Origin of the sequence: Rhodococcoides fascians A25f (assembly GCF_000760935.2) — a bacterium.
GTDB lineage: Bacteria > Actinomycetota > Actinomycetes > Mycobacteriales > Mycobacteriaceae > Rhodococcoides.
In genome coordinates this window covers 1,379,291-1,396,010 of record NZ_CP049744.1, presented here as the reverse complement: position 1 = coordinate 1,396,010, position 16,720 = coordinate 1,379,291, and the positions used below count along the sequence as shown (strand labels likewise).

Sequence of the window (16,720 nt, the reverse complement as noted above, 5' to 3'; positions counted from 1 at the left end):
CTTCGCTTATCCCCCGTCGGTCCGGTCGGACCCACGACTAGGCTGCGTGGGTAGCCGAGTGGGCTGCTTGCGTGACCGACTGGGCTGCGCGGGTAGACCGACTGGGCGCATCGAGTACTCGAGTGGGAGGAGGACCGAAGTGAGTGACGGGGGAACCGACCTGCCGATCGAGGCCACGCCCGATATCGACATGGTCGACACCGAGGATCCGCGCGGGGACAAGCAGTTCAAGCGGCGTATTCGCAGGATTCGCAACCCCTTCGGTCCGTCCGATGCAGAAGTCCGCGCCAACGTGGCCGGCCAGGCGAGTGCCGACGCCGCTCTCGCGTTGCAGATCGAGTCCGAGGGCGCGATTCCGCGCGATCTCACCGCCGCGGCCTTCTTCGACGTGGACAACACCATGGTCCAGGGCGCATCGATCATCCATTTCGCTCGCGGGCTGGCTGCTCGCAAATACTTCACCAGTGGCGACTTGGCTCAATTCGCTTGGCAGCAAGTGAAATTCAGGGTCAGCGGCAAGGAGAACAGCGAGGATGTGGCCAGCGGCCGAGAAAAGGCGCTCTCGTTCATCAAGGGCCGCCCCACCTCCGAACTGACCACGCTCGGCGAAGAGATCTACGACGAGGTCATTGCCGACAAGATCTGGGCCGGTACTCGCGCTCTCGCGCAGATGCACCTCGACGCCGGCCAGCAAGTGTGGCTGGTCACCGCCACTCCCCTGGAACTGGCTCAGATCATCGCCAAGCGGCTCGGGCTCACCGGGGCACTGGGAACCGTCGCCGAGAGCAAGGACGGGGTGTTCACCGGCCGCCTCGTCGGAGACATCCTGCACGGCATCGGCAAGGCGCACGCAGTGCGCTCACTGGCTGTGCGTGAAGGCCTCAACCTCAAGCGGTGCACCGCGTACTCGGACAGCCACAACGATGTTCCGATGCTCTCGCTCGTCGGGACCGCCGTGGCGATCAATCCCGATACTGACCTGCGTGAGCTGGCCAAGAACCGGGGCTGGGAAATTCGCGACTATCGCACCGGACGCAAGGCCGCCAAGATCGGCGTGCCGACGGCGTTGGCTTTGGGCGCAGTGGGCGGCGGACTCGCTGCCGTGGTCGGCCGCCGCAAGAGCTGACCCATCCGGGCAGGCCGCTCAGAGCGTCAGCTGCATCAGGGTCAGGTCGAGCCATCGGCCGAACTTGACGCCCACCTCCGGCATCTGCCCGACGGTCGCGAAGCCGAGTTTCCGGTGCAGCGCGATCGAGGTGGTGTTCTCGGACTCGATGAACGCCACCAGCACGTGCACGTCGCCTGCCCTGGCCCGCTCGATCAATTCGCTCAGCAGCGCGCTGGCAAGGCCACGCCGATAGAAATCCCGGTGGATGTACACCGAGTGCTCCACCGAGTGCCGGTAACCGCTCTTGACCCGCCACTGCCCGTACGACGCGTATCCGGCCACCCGGCCGTCGACCTCGGCGGTGAGGACGGGGTATCCCGCGGCGAGGCGGCCGTCGAACCAGGCCGTGCGATCGGCGAGGTCGACCTGTTCCTCGTCCCAGATGGCAGTCGTGTTGGCGACGGCATCGTTGTGGATGTCGAGAATCTCGGGCAGATCTTCGGTGGTGGTGTTGCGAATGTGCACTGGCACAGGATAACCCGTGCGTTCACCCCAGGAAGACGTTGCGTCTCTTGGCCAGCAGTCGGTACAGCGTGTGCTGAATGGTTTCGCGGACGTGGTCGGTCAGCTCGAAGAGCACCATCGGATCCTCGAACGCGGCGGCGTCGTACGAGTCGGTAGGAATCGGCTTACCGAACTCGATGTACCACTTGGACGGCAACGGGATCAGTCCGAGCGGACCGAAGTGCGGGAAGAACGGCGTGACCGGAAAGTACGGCATGCCCATCAGTCGAGCCAGTGGCGCGATGTCGCCGATCTTCGGGTAGATCTCCTCCGAGCCGACGATGGAGCACGGAATGATCGGTGCACCCGTTCGCAGAGCCGCCGAGACGAACCCGCCACGGCCGAATCGCTGCAGTTTGTAGCGCTCGCTGAACGGCTTGCCGATGCCCTTGAAGCCCTCGGGGAACACCGCTGCGAGTTCGCCGGTGCGCAGCAGGCGCTCGGCGTCGGGGTTGCACGCCAGCGTGTGCCCGGCTTTGCGGGCGATGGTGCCGACGCCGGGCATCTCGAAAGCCATGTCGGCGGCCAACATTCGTAGTGGACGGTGCGCCGGATGGTGGTCGCGCACCGCGACCGACGCCATCAGCGCATCGACCGGGACAACACCTGCGTGGTTGGCGACGACGAGGGCACCACCGTCGGACGGAATGTTCTCGATGCCCTTCACTTCGACGCGGAACCACTTGTCGAACAGCGGCCGCAGCAACGGAAGCCAGATGGCGTCGGCGAAGTGCGGGTCGTAACCGAACTCGTCCACGCTGTAATCGCCGGCCAGACGTCTGCGCACGAACTCGGCAACCGAGGAGATCTGGTCCACGACGGCGGTCTTGGTGTCGTCGATCATCGAGAGCAGCGGAGTCGGGATCGCTGCCGCCGAAGGGGACGCGACGGCGGGGGCAGGGTCGAGCAGCGGCGTCGGCTCACGCGGCTCGGTGTAGGCGGAGGGGTGCCGTTCGCGCGAACCCTGCGACGCGCGGACCGAGCGGCCACCGTGCAATGGAATCACTTTGGCCACTTCACTCACCCGTCCCTCCCGAACTTCGCACTGTGTCCGAGCTACGCAGTGCTGCCAGTGCGCGCGCGGTGGATGCGCCGGTATCGACGGCCGAGAGCAGTCGATTCTCGATGCCGTCCACCCACTCGGTCCTGATGACCGGGCGAAGCGCAGCGCCGCGGACGAAGTCGTCGAATGCCTGAACCGTAGTCCACCGCGGCTCGAAGCCCAGGACCGAACGCATGCGGGTGGTGTCGAGGCCGCAGCCGAAGTGGAAGTAGTCGAGTTGTTCGGTGGTGAATTCCCGCATCATGCCGCCCATGAGAGCGCGGCCGACACTCTTGAACAGTGGAAACGGAACCGGCACCTGGACGCGCCCGGCACGGCGGATCGCCTGCGACAGCATGATCGTGCCGTCGGCCCCGATGTTGAACGTGCCCGCCGGACCGCCGATGGTGGCGCGCTCGAGCGCGGCGAGGGCGTCTTCCTCGTGCAGCAACTGCATACGTGCATCGCGGCCGATGATGCTCGGGATCAGCGGCGAGGTCATGTACCGCGAGATGGTGCCGTTCAATCGCGGACCGATCAGCGGTGCCATGCGGAGGATCGACACGGCGATGTCGGGTCGTCGACGGCCGAGTCCGCGAACGTATCCTTCGATGTCGATGGTGTCCCGCGCGTACGCACCGCTCGGTGGGCGTCGGGCGCTCATCTCCTCGGTGAACTTCACCGGGTCCTTCGCGCTGCAGCCGTACACCGAGGAGGACGAACGCAGCACCACCTTCTCCACCGTCGGAGATTTCTGGCACACCGCGAACAGCTGCATCGCGCCGATGACGTTGAGGTCTTTCATCGTGGCGCGATGGCCGGATCGGGGGGGTTTGGCCACGGTGGCGGCATGCACGACGGTATCCACGCCGGCATTACGAATCACTTTGCCGATCAAGGGGTTTCGGATGTCCGCGCGGACGAACTCGGCGCGGCCCATGCGCCGGAGCAGATCCTTGCTCGGCGACAGCGCGTCGACGGCGATCACCCGTTCGATCTGCGGGTTCTGGGCCAGTCTGGTGACGAGGTATCCGCCGAGAAAACGACTAGCTCCGGTCACCAGGACCACTCGGGGCGCGGCAACACCACGATCGCTCGGACTCACTGCGCACCCCCAACATCGGCTCCGGTCCAAAGCCTACTGGATCGGTGGGCAGACGCGAGGGTGAGAAGCGAAGCCCACGTTCGAACGCCAGGAGGCCCGCCACCGACGGTGACGGGCCTCCTGGTGAAAGCTATGCCGGCAGAACTACTTGCCGAGTTTCCTGCGCTGCACGCGGGTACGACGAAGCAGCTTGCGGTGCTTCTTCTTCGACATGCGCTTGCGACGCTTCTTGATCACTGAACCCATGCGGGTGTCCTCACGTTCTTCTCTAGCGTTTTCGCGCACGCCGTTTGCGTACGCCTACCTGACAACCAAGCCCTGAGGGCTTCGAGCCAAAAGCCTTGGTCACCGAGCTGGCGCTGGGGCCACGTACTCGCCCACGGCTGCACACCGGCTGGCTGGCACGACGAGCGCCAATCCTACCGGTCCGAACCGGCACTTACGAAACCGGCCCCGCGTGCACTACTAGCCTGCGTCGAAGTACGAGGTCTCGAGATAGTCGTGAACCGCCTTGGCGTGCACACGAAAAGATCGACCCACTCGTACAGCGGGCAATTCTCCGCCGTGTACCAGCCGGTACACGGTCATTTTCGAAACCCTCATCAGCGTCGCCACTTCAGCGACAGTGAGGAACTGCGTTCCGGCCAGAGCCGGTTGACCATCCGGGGACGAACCCTTGGACGGCTTGTTTATAGACGCCATCAATCCACATACCTCCGGCACGTCTCATGCGGCAGGCTTCCCCTCCTGCCGAACAGACACGCACGTGCTGCCCCCGAGCCTATAGGGACAGATGGGGTTACTGCGACGGGAGTGGGGAAAAGATTTTTCAATCTGCTGTGATGCCCATCTCAATGGATCGGGCATTTGCGGCACCGAGAGCATCGAAAAACGCTGCTCGGAGGCCATTTCGTTCCAATTCTCGCACTGCTGCGGCCGTCGTACCGCCCGGCGAGGTCACGGCATATCTGAGCTCGTTCGCACTCTCGTCTGACCGATCCAGCATCGCCCCGGCTCCCACCATCGTCTGAACCACGAGCGCCGACGCCACGTCGCGGGCCAATCCCAGGCCCACTCCCGCGTCGATCATGGCCTCGGCCACCAGGAAGAAATAGGCCGGACCCGACCCGGATACCGCTGTCACGGCGTCGAGCTGATGTTCCTTGACCACCACGACCTTGCCGACGGCCGAGAGGATGGAACGGACCAGCTCGAGGTGCTCGGCGCGGGCGTACTTGCCCGGTGCCAGCACGCTGACGCCTTCCCCCACCAGCATCGGGGTGTTGGGCATGACCCGAACGACAGGGAAGCCGGCGGGGAGCTTGGGCTCGAACTTGGCGGTGGGGACGCCTGCGGCCAGCGAGACGATGAGTTGTTCGCGATCGCCGTCGAGCTCGATCTTGGTGATCTCGGTCAGTGCCGTTTCGACGTCGGCCGGCTTGACCGCCAGCACGATCACGTCGGCCCCCTCGGATGCGTCGCCGACGGTGGTGGTCAGGACACCGAATTCCTTCGCGATCTCCTTGGCGCGGGCCTCGGACTTCTCGGCGACCACCAGATCGCGCACTGCGTGGCCGGACTCGAGGAGTCCCGCAATCAACGCCTCGCCGATCCGTCCGCCGCCGATCACTGCAATTCTCGTCATGCGGCCAAGCCTGCCATGTCAGTTCGAGCGCGGCACCATCGCCAACTGTCTGCTCTGCACCACGACGGCACCGGTCGAATCCAGCACCACGTGGTCCTCCTCGAACCAGGTGCTGCCGATGACGGTGCTGGTCGCCGCAACGCGCAGCCACCCCGGTGCCGGACGGCGCCGCAGGTAGGTCGTCAACTGCACGGTCGGCGCCCAACCGAACATGCCGCGGTTCATGGTCACCGGAGCCGAGATGTCTCCGGTCATCAATGCGAACAACACCGCGGTGTCGATGTCGGCCTCGTCGCCCGCGAAGGGACGCACCCACAATCTGATCTCCGCCTCGCCCTGTGCGCCGGTCAGGAACGACGCCGAGGACTCGTCGATACGCATCTCGCAGCCCTTGGCGACGTGCACGATGGACGCCATCGGATGATCCCCCGCCACCGCGAGTGTCTCGGCGGGAGGTTCGACGGCCATCGACGCCAGTGACGTCGGCGTCTCGTGGTGGGGTTCGTCGGAGTCGGGACGACCCAGGGTCACCACCGCCCGTACGGCGACGCGTCCGGCCTGGGTGAGTTCGACGTCGACGTGGGAGACCTGGCGACCGCGCTTGCGCACCACCGTCGTCAGCTCAACCTCGCCGGGATCGGGAGCGGCCAGGTAGCTGACGCTCACCGCGAGCGGCTGGATCTCGGCCAGCTCCGGGTCGGTCAGGACGATATGCCTGCGCGCTGCCGCCGCGCAGACGGCGAGCATGGCACCTCCGTGCACCTTCGGACCGATGGTCCAGGTGGAGTCGATCGCGCCCGCGAACGACGCGGTGTCGGTGGCGACCTCGAGCGCGGTCAGGGTGGTGGCGGCCTTGAAGGGGCTGGCAGAACTCATTCCCGACAACTTACCGGCGGCCTCAGGACAGGTGTGCGCGGGCGAACTGCAGTGCTTGTCCGAGCATCGAGGAACGTTCGGGGACCGTCCGCGCGTTCTGCGTGTTGATCTCGATCACGGCCTGACCGTCGAAGCCGCGGCGCACCAGTTCGGTGCACACCTCCACGCACGGCTGACTGCCGTGCCCGGGGATCAGATGCTCGTCGACGGACGCGCCTCGGCCGTCGGCCAAATGCAGGTGTGCGATGCCCTCGCCCATCCGATCGAGCATCTCGAGGGCGTCGGAGCCCGCGGTGGCCGTGTGCGAGAGGTCGAGGGTGTAGTGACCGTGGCCGACGTCCGTCGGGTCGTACGACGGGGAGAACGCCGACAGGGCGGCTCCCGGGCCGCCCCGTCGTTCGAGTCGCTGTGCCGATTTCTCCTTGCGTCCGAAGAACCTGTCGGCACGCATCGGAAACATGTTCTCGACGGCAACCACCACGTGCGAGTTCGCTTCCAGTTCCGCTACCTGATCGGCGAAGCCCTCGCTGTACTTGCGTTGCCAGCGGAACGGCGGATGAACGACGACCGTAGCCGACCCGAGTTTCTCGGCCACCTCGACCGATCGGGCCAGTTTGGCGATCGGATCCGATCCCCACACCCGCTGCGAGATCAGCAGACACGGCGCGTGGATGGCCTGAACCGGCATCGAGTACTCCCGAGAGAGTGCGGCCACCGCGTCGACGTCCTGGCTGACCGACTCGGCCCACACCATCAGTTCCACGCCGTCGTACCCGAGTTCGGCTGCGTAACGAAACGCCGCCTCCGTGTTCTGCGGGTACACCGATGCCGTGGACAGCCCGACGTGTATTCGCTGCGCAGCCATGGCGGTTCCAGCTCAGCCGGTACTGAGCTGGAAGGCGAGCGGACCGAGCGTCACGAACACACCCACGGCGATCGCGATGACGATCGATATCAGATCATCGGTGCGCCGCAGGATTCTCACCACTGCCACGAGACCGACGATCACCAGCACCGACAGCACCAGGGCGACCCATGGCAACACGTCCCACAGTTGCTCGAAGCCCTTGAACAGCAATGCGCCGACGACGATGGCCACCACTGCCTGACCGAGGAGCACGAGCCACTGCCGAACGGCACCGCCCTTGCCCTTGGCGGCCGAAGCACGGCGGCTGGATCGGGTCGCGGGGCTCGCGTCGGTCTCGGTCTCCGGTGCCGCTGCAGTGTTGTCCTCGGCGTCGCGCTCTGCATCCGGCTCGACGAGATCGACGGCCTGGGTGGGAGCGGATGTCGCAGGTGCCTCGGTCGACGCGACCTTGCCCGTCGGGGTGGATTCCGTGTCGTCCGGGCGCGCAATGCGCGCAGACACCGCGGTCTTGGCGACGTCGTCGACGTCGATCACCGCTGCTCGCGGGGTGACGTCGGTGTTCGGCTCGGCCACCTCGACCTGGCGCGGCGCGGTGAATCCTGCGGGCTTGCGGTTCCGCCCCTGTTCGGCCGCGGTGGATCCGTACGGCTGCCGATCCGGTGGCGTCGTCGGTGCAGCCGGACGATGACCGCGCTCGGTGTCGTCGTGCGACCGGTTGAGCAGGTCACCGGCCACCGTGGTGGAGCCGGACAGCAGTTCGGGCTCGGGCTGCTGCTTCTCGCGCCTGGCCACCGGTTGGAACGCGGTCGGGCGAGCGCTCTGCGGTCGGGCCGGTTGTGGCCGCGAGGACAGGAATGCGGGCGCGTCGTCGGGCGTCACGCGGTCGTCGTCCGCCTCGACTCGAGCGGGGGCCGACGTGTCACGGTCCGCCGGAGGCGGAGCAGGCGCGTCGACCACCGGGGCGCTACGGCTGCCCGGCTCGTCCCGGACGACCGGGATTTCACCGGTGAGCTCGGCGACGGAGATGCCGCCCTTGACGCCTCGGCGACGGCGTCCACCGGTGCTCAGGTTCGTCTGCTGGCCGTTTCGGGCCAACAGCTCGGCAACCGAGATCTGCCCGGTGTCCTCTGGATTGTTCTCGCTCATCTCGAACTCCCCACCAGATCGCCGTCGGTTTCGGTGTCCAGCTTCCTCAAAATCAAACCTTCCCTCAGCGCCCACGGGCAGATCTCGAGTGACTCCACCGACAATGCCCGCATGCTCGCCTCCGCTACCAATGCCCCGGCCACCAGTTGTGGCGACCTGTCGGCGCTGACGCCTTCCAATTCTGCACGGTCGGCGGCCGTCATCCGCGATATGAAGGCTATGAGTTGCCTCAAGCCGCTCGCAGTGAGCGTCCGCGTCACTCTGGGACCGGCCGCGGAGGGCGCGGCACCGGTCAAGCGAGCCAACGAACGGAATGTCTTCGACGTTCCCACGGCCCGGTCGGCGTCGCCGGCCGCCAGCAACTCCTTGGCGGGGGTCGCCAATTCCGCATCCAGCCAATCCCGGAGAACCGCGATACGACGCTTGCCCGGTGGATCCTCGTCGAGCCAATCGCGGGTGAGGCGACCGGCACCGAGTTGCAGAGAGAATGCGACGTCCGGATTCTCGTCGCTTCCGCTGGCCAGTTCGAGCGATCCGCCGCCGATGTCGAGTCCGAGGATGCGCCCGGCGCTCCAGCCGTACCAGCGTCGAACCGCGAGAAATGTCAGCCGGGCCTCGTCGACGCCGGACAATGTCTGCAGGGAAACTCCGGTTTCGGTGAGTACTCGAGCGAGCACGTCCTCCGAGTTGTAGGCGTCGCGCACTGCGGAGGTGGCAAATGCCATCAGTTCACTGCAACCCGAACGTTCGGCGATGGCTGCGAACTCACGAACCTCGTTCACGAGGCGATCCGCGCCCGCAGGGGTGATGTTTCCGTGCGCATCGGTGTTCTCGGAGAGGCGCAACGTTGCCTTGCTCGAGCTCATCGGGGTGGGGTGAGCGCCGCGGTGGGCGTCCACGACAAGTAGATGCACCGTGTTGCTACCGACGTCGAGCACCCCTAATCGCACAGGTCCACGGTACTGGGTCTAGCGTCGTCCTTTGTGACAGCAGGTCGTGAGCAGCCACCGTTCGCTGCAGAGGTCGAGATGGATTTCCCACGAGAGTGGGTCGAATTCCCAGATCCAGACAATTCGGAACACCTCATCGCCGCCGATCTGACGTGGCTCCTGTCCAACTGGACCTGCGTCTTCGGCACTCCGGCATGCCAGGGAACCGTCGAGGGCAGGCCTGACGACGGGTGCTGTTCGCACGGCGCATTCCTGTCCGACGAGGACGACAAGCGCAAGCTCGACGAGTCGGTGAAGTTGCTCACCCCGCAGGACTGGCAGCTCATGGACAAGGGTCTGGGCAAGAAGGGATACGTCGAATACGACGATCTCGACGACGAACAGTCGCTGCGTACGCGCCGCTACAAGGGTGCGTGCATCTTCCAGAACCGTCCCGGCTTCGAGGGCGGCATCGGGTGCGCGCTGCACTCGATGGCGCTGCGCAAGGGCATCGAGCCGCTCGAGGTCAAGCCCGATGTGTGCTGGCAGCTTCCGATCCGGCGCACCCAGGACTGGGTGACGCGGCCGGACGGCTCGGAGATTCTCAAGACCACCATCGGCGAATACGACCGACGCGGCTGGGGCGAAGGCGGTCTCGATCTGCACTGGTACTGCTCCGGCTCACCCGACGCCCACGTCGGCGCGAAGCAGGTGTTCGAGTCCTACAAGCCCGAATTGACCGAGCTGCTCGGCAAAGCCGCATACGACGAATTGGCGTCACTGTGCAAGCGTCGCCGTGGCCTTGGTCTGATCGCGGTGCATCCGGCCACTCGTGAGGCTCAGCGTCGATAGAGCGGCTGCGCCGCATGTGCGCGGAACCTCGTAGCCCACTACGAGTTTCCGTGCACATGCCGCAGGCTCTATCCCTCGAGCTTGTAACCCAGCCCGCGCACGGTCACGAGGTGTTCCGGCTTGGCCGGGTCGGCCTCGATCTTGGAGCGCAGTCGCTTCACGTGCACGTCCAGGGTCTTGGTGTCGCCCACGTAGTCGGCTCCCCACACCCGGTCGATCAACTGTCCGCGCGTGAGCACTCGGCCGGAGTTGCGCAGTAGGTACTCGAGCAGATCGAATTCCTTGAGCGGCAACGTGATCTGCTCGGATCCCACCATCACCACATGGCGTTCGACGTCCATTCGCACCGGGCCGGCCTCGAGCACTCCGGTGTCGGCTCCGCCGTCGACCTCGGCGTCGGAGCCTCGACGCAGTACCGCGCGGATGCGGGCGATGAGCTCGCGCGCCGAATAGGGCTTGGTGACGTAGTCGTCTGCTCCCAGTTCGAGGCCGACCACCTTGTCGATCTCGCTGTCGCGTGCGGTCACCATGATGACGGGAACACCTGAGCGCGAACGCAATTGCTTGCACACGTCGGTGCCGCTCATCCCGGGGAGCATGAGATCGAGCAGCACGATGTCCGCTCCGGCGCGATCGAACTCGGCCAGAGCCGACGGACCGTCGCCCACGACGGTGGCCTCGAACCCTTCTTTGCGGAGCAGGAAGGCCAGTGGATCGGCCAACGACTCTTCGTCTTCCACGATCAGAACGTTGGTCACTGATTCTCTCTTTCTGTAACCGCAGCGTCGTCTTCTTCTTCGAAGTACGCGGGGATCTGGAGGGTGAAGGTGGATCCGGTGCCCAGCTTGCTCCACAGCGAGATGCTGCCGTTGTGGTTGGCTGCGACGTGTTTGGCGATGGCCAGGCCGAGGCCTGTGCCGCCGGTGGCCCGCGACCGAGCTTTGTCGACGCGGAAGAATCGTTCGAAGACGCGTTCCTGGTCGGCTTTGGCGATGCCGATGCCGCGGTCGGTGACGGCGAACGCGACCTGCGAGCCGCGCAGGGCCCGGCTGACCGAGACGGGCGATCCGTTGGACGAGTATGCGATCGCGTTCTGGATGAGGTTGGCGAGCGCCGTCACCAGTAGAGCTTGGTCGCCGAGCACTTCGAGTCCGCTCGGGTGATCGGTGGTGACGGAAATGCCGGCGTTCTCGGCGGCGAGCTTGGAGCGATCCATTGCTTCGTTGACGACGGTGTCGACGTCGACGACCTCGAGGTCGGGTAGCTTCTCGGCCCCTTGCAATCGCGAGAGCGCGATCAGCTCGGTCACCATGTTGCCCAGGCGTTTGGATTCGGCGACGACCTTGCCGCCGAAATGCCGAACGGAATCCGGATCGTCCGCGGACTCGAGCAGCGCCTCGGCCAGCAGGCTCATCGCACCGACGGGTGTCTTGAGTTCGTGACTGACGTTGGCCACGAAGTCGCGACGCGTCGCTTCCATCCGCACCTGCTCGGAATCGTCGTCGGCGAACAGCACGACGAAGCGCTTGTCTTCCTTGCTGAGCAGGCGCGCGACGCATCGGACGGCGATCTTGTCGCGGCCCGGTCGCGGTGCCTTGGAGCTGAGATCGACTTCGACGGGATGGCCGTCGGACAGCACTTTCGTCGCCGCAGCCCAAGCGCGCTCGTCGATCGAACGGTTACGCACCAAACCGAGCTCCTCGGCCCGTGGATTCGACAGCACGACGTCGTGAAACTGATCGACGACGGCGATGCCGCTCTCCGACGCGAGCACGATCAGGTCCAGTACCTGCGACATCGTCAAACCGGACGTGGCGCGGCGACGCTCCGAGTGTCGAGTGTTGAGGTACGGGATGAGAACACCGCCGACGAGGTATCCCACGAAGGCCGCGGCAATTGCCAGTAGTACGGCCGATGCAACACTCACACCGGAATCGTACGTTCGATGGACAGCTCACATACGCAGGGTGCAGGCATTTCCCTGGTCGTCATAGTCCTCGTCGGCAGTGTTCTTCGTTCGTTCACCTGCAGTTTCGACAAACTGCCGGTTTGTGCGCGATGGAGTTACTTACCGCCCTGATTTGCCACGGCAGCAGCTCCCGCGGCCGCTGCTTCCGGATCGAGGTAGGTGCCACCCGGATTGGTGGGCTTCAATTTGCCGTCGACCTCGGTGAGGTCGTACTGCAATGGGATGCCGGTGGGAATGTTCAGCTCGGCGATGTCCGCGTCGGAGATCTCGTCGAGGTACTTCACGAGCGCGCGCAGCGAGTTGCCGTGCGCGGCGACGAGCACGGTCTTGCCTGCCTTCAGGTCGGCGACGATCGTCTCCTCGAAGTACGGGATCAGCCGCTCGACCACATCTGCGAGGCATTCGGTCAGCGGAACGCTGTCCAGATCGGCGTAGCGGGGATCGGCATCCTGGCTGAACTCGCTGCCGACCTCGATGGCGGGCGGCGGGGTGTCGTAGCTACGACGCCACAGCATGAACTGCTCGTTGCCGTACTTGTCCTTGGTCTCGGCCTTGTTCAGGCCCTGCAGCGCGCCGTAGTGCCGCTCGTTCAGACGCCAATCGCGCACGACGGGAATCCAGTGGCGGTCGGCGGCGTCGAGCGCGAGGTTGGCGGTGCTGATCGCGCGACGCAGCAGCGAGGTGTACAGCAGGTCGGGCAGCACTCCGGCCTCCGCAAGGAGCTGACCGGCACGCTTGCCTTCGGCCTCACCCTTCTCGGTCAGTCGCACGTCCACCCAACCGGTGAACTGATTGGACGCGTTCCATTCGCTCTCGCCGTGACGGAGCAGAATCAGGGTTCCGATACTCATGTGGTCAGTTTCTCATGCGGGACGCTGGGGAGTGGAGCCTGCGGAACGACCTAACGCTGGGGGTCGTGGCCCGCGTGCGACGAGCACGCCGACGACGACGATCATGACCGCGGCGGTGAGGGTGATCGGGATGGGAATGATCGGGTCGAACAACACGAGTAGGGCGCCCACCGGAACTGCGATGTTGACGACGCGATCCGCGTTGGAACGAATCGCGATCAGCCACACTCCGAGGACGAATATCGCAATCGGCACCGTGACGGTGAAGGACGCGGCGACGTCGCCGAGCTTGCTGTGTTCGGTGAGCACGTCGATCTCGACCTCGATGCCGGCCGAGAACGCGCCGGCGGCCGCAAAGATGAAGTAGTGCGCGTAGCCGTAGATCAGCGAGTTGCCGAACTTTCCGATTGCCCGGTGATGCGGCGGCCAGAAGTAGATCCACCACAGACTCGCGGTGACGACGAGTGTGAGGACGGAAATCGAGATCAACGGCGCCAGGGCAGTCTCGTCGTGCAGCGCCTCGATGATGGCGTTGGCCGATGCGAGCAGACTTTCGCCGAGCAGTATCAGCGTGAACAGCCCGTAGCGCTCGGTGATGTGATGCGGATGCCACGGCGTCGAGCCGCTGCGTTCGGCGATCACCGGAACCGACATCTCGGCAGCCGCCAGCACGAAGAACATGACGACAGCGGCCGTACCGTCGAGCAGCACCATCCAGAGAATCCACAGAACCTGCACTCCCGCAATGCCTATCGCGTACGACAGTGCGGTCTTCTTGTACTCACTCGAACGAGATGCTCGAACCCACTGCGTCACCATCGCCACGCGCATCACGACGTAGCCGAGTACCACGATCGCGAAATCCTTGTCCACGAACGCCGATTCGATCCCCGCGGCGAGCACCAGTACGCCGGCCATCTGCACGACGGTCAACGCGCGATACAGCCAGTCGTCGGTGTCGAACGACGTGGCGAACCAGGTGAAGTTCATCCACGCCCACCAGATCGCGAAGAACACGAGCGCATAGCTGAGAAGACCGTCGACAAGGTGGTTCTCGGTGAGCGCGTGATGGAGCTGCACCGCTGCGATACTCACGGCAACCACGAACACGAGGTCGAAGAACAACTCGAGCGGACTCGCGGCCCGGTGCGGCTCCTGGGGATCACGCGGTCGCATCGGCACCAGACGAGCAGTGGAGAGATTCACGCTCGCAGACTAAGTCATCCGATTCGCGAATGTTGTCTCGATTGTGTTGCTGCGGTTGTCTTTACGGACATTTCGGGCATGTTCGACGGTATGGCGCGACCATTTTCGGGGACCTCACACCCTTTTTGCCGACCGCGCGCCGGGATTCAGCGCATAACGGGGTGTGAGGTCGAGAGAAGGGGTGTGAGGTTGCGGACCTACTCCCCCAGACCTGCTCCGATACCGCCGATTCGAGCTCCCACACTTTGATCGACCGCTTCGGTGTCGACGAGATAGCGACGAAACACCGATCGCATCAATTCGATGACCTCGATGTGCTGCCTGATTACAGAAGCCGCCGAGCCTTCTTCGCCATCGGCCAGTCGCTTGAACTTCGCACCCAGCAATCGAGCCGACGGAAGGGTGCCATATGCGTCCGTGTCGACCAACCACTTCGTCTTCTCGAGCATCAATTCGAGGTGCAAGACGTAATCTGCGCACACTTTGTCGCACTGAAACCCGACGCCCTCCGGAATTTGCAGCTGCCCCGAGTCGGCCTGCGCAGCCAATCCCCGCCAGGTCAGCATCGCAGCCCCAAGTTCATTCGGCCCTGATTCCACAGCAGCTCCTCACTATCGGCTCGACGGTGGCAACGACGAGCGGAGCGCGCTTCCAACCCGCTCGACCTCGACACATGGATCGCCCTGCGGCTCGCGGGAAGCACGCCCGTCGAGAATGAAATAGACAATTCCCCCAACCACTTCATACGCGACACCACAGCTGACCTCGTCGTAATTCGCGGTTCGCCGAAACTGCACGGCACCAGCATTATCGACTTCGACAAACTCGCCGAACTGATCGTTACCTTTCAGGTAGGCGAGATCGTGGTCCGAGGAGAACACTCCGAGGAAGTACCAGGAGCCTGGATCGGGGTTCCTCCAGGAGCAGATCATCCAATCGGTGGAGATCGGCCTGTCTCCGACCAACGTCGACGTCTTGCTCCCCACATCCAATCCCGCGGCCTCGATGGCATTGTTCGGGATGCTGCATGGATCCCACGGCTCGGCTGCGCTCGGTGCTTCCGACGTCGTGGTCGGCGAATCCGCCACCGGCGCTCCCGACGTCGAATTGCCACATCCGGCGACCAGAACCATCACTCCGACCACGCCTGTCACCCACCACCGCGTCACGCCGCCACTCCCCTCGTCGAACCCACCCCACCCCTTGGACGCGGCGAACGTCGGCTCGGTTCCACAACGACCTCACACCCCTACCGACGACTGCGCGCCCCCGCTCACTTCAGAGCAAGGGCGCGCGGTCGTCAAAAGAGGTGTGAGGTCACTACCGAGACAAGATCAGGCGCAGTTCGACGGTGCCGGCTCACCTCGGAATCGTGCGTCCACGTAGGCGTAGGCCTCGGGCAGTCCGACGAGCGATCCGCTGAAGTGCTCCGCAAACGGGTACGCCCGGAACTGGACGGTGGCACCGGCTGCGCAGTAGCGATCCACGGTTTCTTTCACCGGCGCGAACGGGGTGATGAAGTCGTTGATTCCCTGCCACATGTACACCGGTGCCGTCGGAACGCCTTCGTAGTCGACGAGACTGTTCTTCTTCAACACGGCCTTCGCGGACGGCAGCGATGCGATGTCGACGTTCGACAGATCCCGAGCGCTCTTGAACGCTCCGCCGATGATGATGGGACGCCTGCACTGGTTACTCACCTGATCTCGCAACGCCAGGCCTGCCGCATTCAGGTTCTCCGAAACGGGGAACTCCGTCGGGTATTCACGTTCGAGTCCGAGCGATGCGGCCAGCGCCATTCCGAACGCGGGGTGCGGAATCGGGCTGTAGCCCAGGTTCTTTGCGATCAGTTCGAGGTCGGCAGGGATACCGCCCTGCACGGTGGCGACGATGTTCAGCTCGGGGGCGTAGGTGGGTGCCATGGCACCGGCCCACGATGTTGCCAGCGCACCACCGGAGTAGCCCAGCAGAGCGACCGGACTCTCCTTCAACGGCAGCTGCTCGAAGTTCTGCACGGCGCGAACCCCGTCGAGCGTCAAACGGCCCTCGTATTCGGCAGCGCCGTATGCACCGTTCGGTCCGAGGTAATCGGGCACCGCAACCGCCCAACCGCGGGCGACCATCCCGAGGTACAGACTCGGAGCTTCACCGATCTCGTACGTGAAAAGACCATGCGACGGTGCACATTTCACACCCAGAGCATTGATCACTGCCTGATACGACACGAGCGGCGTGCCCGCACCTCTACCTCGGGGCATCAGCACAGTGGTCACCGCGGCGACGGGAGCACCTGCGGAGTTGGTCGACCGGTACTTGAGTTGCCAGATGTCGGTGTTGGGATACATCCATGCGTCGGCCCGGCGGCTGGCGAGGATGTCACCCGGCGCGTGATCGGCTATGTCCGCCGGCGCCGCGTAGAAGATGTCCGGATCGGGGATCGTCGGCGCAGGAGCCGCCGAAGCTGTTGTCCCCGTGGCGAACAAGGACGCGCAGAGCGCCACCAGAATGGACCCCAGGGCAAAGAATTTTCGGATCACGGTGAGCCTTTCGGAGTAAGCA

19 protein-coding genes are annotated in these 16,720 nt (G+C 64.7%); 2 read left to right on the top strand and 17 right to left on the bottom strand.

Annotated features, from left to right (window positions below):
* The first annotated feature begins 190 nt into the window (after positions 1–190).
* Positions 191–1,126 carry an HAD family hydrolase gene (locus BH93_RS06690; protein WP_052064904.1) on the top strand — a complete coding sequence of 312 codons (936 nt, stop codon included), beginning with the start codon at positions 191–193 and terminating at the stop codon, positions 1,124–1,126.
* Positions 1,127–1,144: 18 nt separating this feature from the next.
* On the opposite strand, the gene BH93_RS06685 is transcribed toward BH93_RS06690, so the two are convergent.
* The 10 genes from BH93_RS06685 to BH93_RS06640 form a co-directional block, all read right to left on the bottom strand.
* A complete protein-coding gene (locus BH93_RS06685; protein WP_037171848.1) occupies positions 1,145–1,633 on the bottom strand; it encodes a GNAT family N-acetyltransferase in 489 nt (162 codons plus the stop codon).
* Between the two features lie 22 nt (positions 1,634–1,655).
* A complete protein-coding gene (locus BH93_RS06680; RefSeq protein ID WP_032380377.1) occupies positions 1,656–2,696 on the bottom strand; it encodes a lysophospholipid acyltransferase family protein in 1,041 nt (346 codons plus the stop codon).
* Entirely contained in the window at positions 2,689–3,783 is a 1,095-nt protein-coding gene (locus BH93_RS06675; protein ID WP_052064860.1) for an NAD-dependent epimerase/dehydratase family protein, read from the bottom strand. Before BH93_RS06675 ends, BH93_RS06680 begins: the two co-directional genes overlap by 8 nt.
* Before the next feature lie 180 nt (positions 3,784–3,963).
* Entirely contained in the window at positions 3,964–4,065 is a 102-nt protein-coding gene (locus BH93_RS06670; RefSeq protein ID WP_003402602.1) for a 30S ribosomal protein bS22, read from the bottom strand.
* Between the two features lie 219 nt (positions 4,066–4,284).
* Positions 4,285–4,521 carry a helix-turn-helix domain-containing protein gene (locus BH93_RS06665; RefSeq protein ID WP_008713658.1) on the bottom strand — a complete coding sequence of 79 codons (237 nt, stop codon included), beginning with the start codon at positions 4,519–4,521 and terminating at the stop codon, positions 4,285–4,287.
* 127 nt (positions 4,522–4,648) lie between these two features.
* Positions 4,649–5,464: a pyrroline-5-carboxylate reductase gene (gene proC / locus BH93_RS06660; RefSeq protein ID WP_037171850.1), complete on the bottom strand. Its 816-nt coding sequence runs from the start codon at positions 5,462–5,464 to the stop codon at positions 4,649–4,651.
* 18 nt (positions 5,465–5,482) lie between these two features.
* A complete protein-coding gene (locus tag BH93_RS06655) occupies positions 5,483–6,340 on the bottom strand; it encodes a thioesterase family protein (protein ID WP_037171851.1) in 858 nt (285 codons plus the stop codon).
* A gap of 22 nt (positions 6,341–6,362) precedes the next feature.
* Complete coding sequence (locus BH93_RS06650; RefSeq protein WP_032401858.1) at positions 6,363–7,205, bottom strand: sugar phosphate isomerase/epimerase family protein; 843 nt, start codon at positions 7,203–7,205, stop codon at positions 6,363–6,365.
* 12 nt (positions 7,206–7,217) lie between these two features.
* Positions 7,218–8,354 (bottom strand): Yip1 family protein, encoded by a 1,137-nt coding sequence (locus BH93_RS06645; RefSeq protein WP_037171853.1) that lies wholly within the window; start codon positions 8,352–8,354, stop codon positions 7,218–7,220.
* Positions 8,351–9,304: a Ppx/GppA phosphatase family protein gene (locus tag BH93_RS06640; RefSeq protein ID WP_032380371.1), complete on the bottom strand. Its 954-nt coding sequence runs from the start codon at positions 9,302–9,304 to the stop codon at positions 8,351–8,353. The genes BH93_RS06645 and BH93_RS06640 overlap by 4 nt, the downstream gene beginning before the upstream one ends.
* A 78-nt stretch (positions 9,305–9,382) precedes the next feature.
* On the opposite strand from BH93_RS06640, the gene BH93_RS06635 reads away from it, so the two are divergent.
* Positions 9,383–10,135: a hypothetical protein gene (locus tag BH93_RS06635; protein ID WP_052064905.1), complete on the top strand. Its 753-nt coding sequence runs from the start codon at positions 9,383–9,385 to the stop codon at positions 10,133–10,135.
* Between the two features lie 68 nt (positions 10,136–10,203).
* On the opposite strand, the gene BH93_RS06630 is transcribed toward BH93_RS06635, so the two are convergent.
* From BH93_RS06630 to BH93_RS06600, 7 genes are all read right to left on the bottom strand, one after another.
* The gene (locus tag BH93_RS06630) at positions 10,204–10,893 is read right to left on the bottom strand and encodes a response regulator transcription factor (RefSeq protein ID WP_037171854.1); all 690 of its coding nucleotides are present in this window, start codon (positions 10,891–10,893) and stop codon (positions 10,204–10,206) included.
* Positions 10,890–12,062 carry a sensor histidine kinase gene (locus tag BH93_RS06625; RefSeq protein ID WP_037171856.1) on the bottom strand — a complete coding sequence of 391 codons (1,173 nt, stop codon included), beginning with the start codon at positions 12,060–12,062 and terminating at the stop codon, positions 10,890–10,892. Before BH93_RS06625 ends, BH93_RS06630 begins: the two co-directional genes overlap by 4 nt.
* A gap of 137 nt (positions 12,063–12,199) precedes the next feature.
* Positions 12,200–12,955 (bottom strand): phosphoglyceromutase, encoded by a 756-nt coding sequence (locus BH93_RS06620; RefSeq protein WP_032380367.1) that lies wholly within the window; start codon positions 12,953–12,955, stop codon positions 12,200–12,202.
* A 12-nt stretch (positions 12,956–12,967) separates the two neighbouring features.
* On the bottom strand, positions 12,968–14,131 hold the full coding sequence (locus BH93_RS06615) for a low temperature requirement protein A (protein WP_052064906.1): 1,164 nt from the start codon (positions 14,129–14,131) through the stop codon (positions 12,968–12,970).
* A 227-nt stretch (positions 14,132–14,358) separates the two neighbouring features.
* Positions 14,359–14,727 carry a hypothetical protein gene (locus tag BH93_RS06610; protein WP_037171858.1) on the bottom strand — a complete coding sequence of 123 codons (369 nt, stop codon included), beginning with the start codon at positions 14,725–14,727 and terminating at the stop codon, positions 14,359–14,361.
* A 45-nt stretch (positions 14,728–14,772) separates the two neighbouring features.
* Positions 14,773–15,330 (bottom strand): DUF3558 domain-containing protein, encoded by a 558-nt coding sequence (locus BH93_RS06605; RefSeq protein ID WP_155290865.1) that lies wholly within the window; start codon positions 15,328–15,330, stop codon positions 14,773–14,775.
* A gap of 165 nt (positions 15,331–15,495) precedes the next feature.
* A complete protein-coding gene (locus BH93_RS06600; protein ID WP_442981234.1) occupies positions 15,496–16,695 on the bottom strand; it encodes a lipase family protein in 1,200 nt (399 codons plus the stop codon).
* Positions 16,696–16,720: the final 25 nt, after the last annotated feature.

Excerpts from the sequence above, each read along its gene's own strand:
- BH93_RS06690 (WP_052064904.1), top strand. The coding sequence starts at position 191 with ATGGTCGACACCGAGGATCCGCGCGGGGACAAGCAGTTCAAGCGGCGT.
- BH93_RS06670 (WP_003402602.1), bottom strand. The coding sequence starts at position 4,065 with ATGGGTTCAGTGATCAAGAAGCGTCGCAAGCGCATGTCGAAGAAGAAG.
- BH93_RS06665 (WP_008713658.1), bottom strand. The coding sequence starts at position 4,521 with ATGGCGTCTATAAACAAGCCGTCCAAGGGTTCGTCCCCGGATGGTCAA.
- proC (WP_037171850.1), bottom strand. The coding sequence starts at position 5,464 with ATGACGAGAATTGCAGTGATCGGCGGCGGACGGATCGGCGAGGCGTTG.
- BH93_RS06655 (WP_037171851.1), bottom strand. The coding sequence starts at position 6,340 with ATGAGTTCTGCCAGCCCCTTCAAGGCCGCCACCACCCTGACCGCGCTC.
- BH93_RS06650 (WP_032401858.1), bottom strand. The coding sequence starts at position 7,205 with ATGGCTGCGCAGCGAATACACGTCGGGCTGTCCACGGCATCGGTGTAC.
- BH93_RS06645 (WP_037171853.1), bottom strand. The coding sequence starts at position 8,354 with ATGAGCGAGAACAATCCAGAGGACACCGGGCAGATCTCGGTTGCCGAG.
- BH93_RS06635 (WP_052064905.1), top strand. The coding sequence starts at position 9,383 with ATGGATTTCCCACGAGAGTGGGTCGAATTCCCAGATCCAGACAATTCG.
- BH93_RS06620 (WP_032380367.1), bottom strand. The coding sequence starts at position 12,955 with ATGAGTATCGGAACCCTGATTCTGCTCCGTCACGGCGAGAGCGAATGG.
- BH93_RS06615 (WP_052064906.1), bottom strand. The coding sequence starts at position 14,131 with ATGCGACCGCGTGATCCCCAGGAGCCGCACCGGGCCGCGAGTCCGCTC.
- BH93_RS06610 (WP_037171858.1), bottom strand. The coding sequence starts at position 14,727 with ATGCTGACCTGGCGGGGATTGGCTGCGCAGGCCGACTCGGGGCAGCTG.